At 72.5% G+C, this 3442-nt stretch carries 3 protein-coding genes; all 3 read right to left on the reverse strand.

The genetic code is table 11. The features are described 5' to 3' along the window. Positions 1 to 156 precede the first annotated feature (156 nt). On the reverse strand, positions 157 to 696 hold the full coding sequence (locus AB0D04_RS41980; protein ID WP_362712690.1) for a TetR/AcrR family transcriptional regulator: 540 nt from the start codon (positions 694 to 696) through the stop codon (positions 157 to 159). Positions 697 to 802: 106 nt separating this feature from the next. Further along, positions 803 to 1639 (reverse strand): RNA polymerase sigma factor WhiG, encoded by an 837-nt coding sequence (gene whiG, locus AB0D04_RS41985; RefSeq protein WP_362712685.1) that lies wholly within the window; start codon positions 1637 to 1639, stop codon positions 803 to 805. Between the two features lie 362 nt (positions 1640 to 2001). Then, positions 2002 to 3252, reverse strand: a complete 1251-nt coding sequence (gene dprA, locus AB0D04_RS41990; protein ID WP_362712687.1) for a DNA-processing protein DprA — start codon at positions 3250 to 3252, stop codon at positions 2002 to 2004. Between the last annotated feature and the right edge of the window lie 190 nt (positions 3253 to 3442).

The raw sequence follows: 3442 nt of genomic DNA on the forward strand, positions 1-3442 counted from the left end.
CCGGGCTGCGGGCTGCGGGCTGCGGGCTGCGGGCTGCGGGCTGCGGGCTGCGGGCTGCGGGCTGCGGGCTGCGGGCTGCGGGCTGCGGGCTGCGGGCTGCGGGCGCAACGAGCGTTGTTGGGGGAGGGGTGGGGGCGGGGGGGAGGCCCCCCCGAGTCAGCCGCGCACCCCGCGCAGGACCATCCCCACCGCCGCCTCCGTGATCTCGTCCGGGTTCTCCGCCGCGCCGAGTTCGATGCGCCGGACCGCGGCGTCGACAACACCCTGGAGAAGCATGGCGGCGAGCCGGGGCTGGTCGTGGCCGAGTGCGGCGAGGGCTTCGATGATCATGGCGATGAGCCCGCCGTGTGCCGCGCGGATCTTCTCGCGCGCGCCGGCGTCCAGCTCGCCGGCCGAGATGGCGACGACGGCACGGTGGCGCCGGTCGCCGACCAGGCCCAGTTGCCGGCGCACATATGCCTCGATCTTCTGCTCGGGCGTACCGGCGCGCTCCATCGCCGCCTCGACCTCCGCGGCCCAGACCGGGAAGTCGACAGCGCACAGCTCCTCGACGACGGCCGCGCGGGAGCGGAAGTACTCGTACACGGAGGAGCGCGCGAGTCCCGTGCGCTCGGCGAGGGCGGGGAAGGTCAGCGCTTCCGTTCCACCTTCGGACAGCAGGGTGCGGGCGGCGTCCAGGAGGGCGCCGCGCTGCATCGTCCGGTGCTCGGCCACAGAGGCCGCTCGAATCCTTGGCACATGCCCACTGTACGGATGGCTCGCCCGTCGCGGCACTCCGCCCGGCACCCCGGTTTCGGCGGTTTCAGCGTCCGACGTCGGCGAGTTTCGCCCGGAGCTGCAGTACGGACTTGGTGTGGATCTGGCTCACCCGGCTCTCGGTGACACCCAGGACATTGCCGATCTCGGCGAGCGTGAGGCCCTCGTAGTAGTAGAGGGTGACCACGGTCTTCTCGCGGTCGGGAAGGGTGTTGATGGCGCGCGCGAGCAGTCGCCGCAGCTCTCGGTCCTCGGCGATTTCGACAGGGTTCTCGGCAGCGGTGTCCTCCAGCGTGTCCATGAGGCTGAGCCGCTCGCCGCCCTCGCCGCCGACGTGCAGCAGCTCTTCCAACGCCACCACATTGGCCAGGGACAGCTGGCTGAACACGCCGTGGAGCTCCTCCAACGCGATACCCATCTCGTCGGCGACCTCCGCCTCGGACGGGGTGCGGCGCAGCTGCGCCTCGAGGGTGGCGTACGCCCGTTCCACGGCTCGGGCCTTCTGCCGTACGGACCGGGGAATCCAGTCCAGCGCGCGCAGCTCGTCGATCATGGCGCCGCGGATGCGGGTGATCGCGTAGGTCTCGAACTTGATGGAGCGTTCCGGTTCGAATTTCTCGATGGCGTCGATCAGGCCGAAGACTCCGGAGGAAACGAAATCGGCCTGTTCGACGTTGGGGGGCAGCCCGACGCTGACGCGGCCGGCAACGTATTTGACCAGCGGGGAGTAGTGCAGGATCAGCTGTTCCCGCAACCGTCCGTCGCCCGACGCCTTGTAGGAGCGCCACAGCTCGTCGAGCGAGGAGGGCGCGGCGGGGCGCACGCTGCCGCGCGCGGCGGGTGGTACAGCCGCGCGGTCAGACCCGGAGGTGTGCTGGGGCATTCGTCGCCTTGAGCCGTTCTGCCGAGACGCTGGATGGGTGGACGGTTGAGGGGTGAAGTGCCTGTGAGCGTAGCGTGACCGCGGCGTCGCGGTGTGCGAGGAAGGGCGGATCGGGCGTGCGCAGATACGTTCCGCTGCCCGCACCTCAGGGTTACCTCGTACAGCGCGGCAGCACCGGGAATCGGCACCGGGCCCGGATCACCGTGGGGCCGGACGGCCGGGCGCCTTGACGCGGCGGGCGGGATCCCTCGCGTCCGTTGCGCCGCCTCATCGTCGCCCCACGGGTCGACGCCCCGCGCCGAAGCAAGGCAAACCTGGATTCTGCGGTCATTCCCCTCACCCTTTCACCCGTTCGCCCCAGGTCAAGTACCGCCTCGCCGGGAACCTTCGGCAGGCTCGGCGCGTCGGGCCAACTCCCAGCGGCCACCGCACCTTTGAACGAATCCGAGCGACTGCAGCTCAACGAGCTTGCTCTGCACGATGTCGCGGGTCGTGCCCGATTCCCTGGCCAGATGGCCGGCGTCCGCCCCGCCGCGGGCGGGCAGGGCCTCCAGTACGCGGGCCGCGACGGGGTCCAGGAGGTCGCGGGCGAGGGTCGGCCCGTGCCGCTGGGGGCCGAGGTCGCCGATGCTGCCGACGAGTTCGATGACCTCGTCGGCGTCGGTGACCAGCGTCGCCTCGCCGCGCAGGAGTTGGTGCACACCTGCGGACAGGCCGCTGGTGACGGGTCCGGGCATGCCCATGGTGAACCGTCCGAGTGCCAGCGCCCGCCGGGCGGTGACCAGCGACCCGCTGCGGAGTTCCGCCTCCACCACGACGGTGCCTCGGGTGAGCGCGGCAATGACGCGGTTGCGCTGGATGAAGCGGCTGCGGGTGGGGTGGTCGCCCGGCGGTAACTCGGCGACCAGCAGGCCCTGTTCGGCGATGCGGCCGAGCAGTTCGGTGTGTCCGCGCGGGTAGGCGTGGTCGACGCCCGAGGCGAGCACGGCGAGGGTCGCGCCGTCGGCGGCGAGCGCGCCTCGGTGAGCCGCTCCGTCGACGCCGTACGCGGCTCCGGAGGCGACGGTCCAGCCGCGTTCGGCGAGGGCGGCGCCGAGGGTGGCGGCGAGGTGGGCGCCGTATTCGGTGCAGGCCCTCGCTCCGACGATGGCAACGGAGCGCAGCGCCCAGAACCGGAGGTTCGCCAGACCGCGCACCCACAGGCCGATGGGGCGGCCGTCGCCGAGGTCGTCGAGCTGGCCGGGCCATTCCTCGTCGCCGGGGATGAGGAAGCGGCCGCCGAGGGCGGTGAGGGTGGCCAGGTCCCCGGCGGGATCGGTACGCGCCGCGCGCAGCCGCAGGCCCGCGATCTTGTCGGGGCGCGCGCCTGCGGGCGGGGCGGCGTCACCGGACAGTGCGCGCCACAAGGACTCCGGACCCATTTCGCGCAGCCAGCGACCGGCCGTTTCGTCGCCCGGCTCAAGGATGCGGGTGAGCGCTGCGCGCGCCGTACGCAGCGGCCCGTACGGCTCGTCGTGCGCCGCCGCCTGGCCGGCAGCTCCGTTGTCTGTGGTGCGGCCTTTTGTGGTGGCCGCTTCGCGCGTGGCGAAGCCCCATGCGTCCGTCCCGTTCATCACGCCCCCGGTTCGTTCGGAGACCGCGCGGTGGCGCGGCCTGAGTTGTGCTGCGACGTGGCCGCCACAGCAGGCCGGGCGGGTGCGGGCCGCAGCCTTCCGCCGCGACGGAGCCACCGACGCCGTCGCGTTCGCGGCAGCGTACGGCGGACCGTTCGACGGTATCGTCCTGGCCTCGCCCGCCGGTCGA

The sequence above is a fragment of the Streptomyces sp. NPDC048483 genome (genome assembly GCF_040651455.1).
In the GTDB taxonomy this organism is placed as follows: domain Bacteria; phylum Actinomycetota; class Actinomycetes; order Streptomycetales; family Streptomycetaceae; genus Streptomyces.

Excerpts from the sequence above, each read along its gene's own strand:
- AB0D04_RS41980 (WP_362712690.1), bottom strand. The coding sequence starts at position 696 with ATGCAGCGCGGCGCCCTCCTGGACGCCGCCCGCACCCTGCTGTCCGAA.
- whiG (WP_362712685.1), bottom strand. The coding sequence starts at position 1,639 with ATGCCCCAGCACACCTCCGGGTCTGACCGCGCGGCTGTACCACCCGCC.
- dprA (WP_362712687.1), bottom strand. The coding sequence starts at position 3,252 with ATGAACGGGACGGACGCATGGGGCTTCGCCACGCGCGAAGCGGCCACC.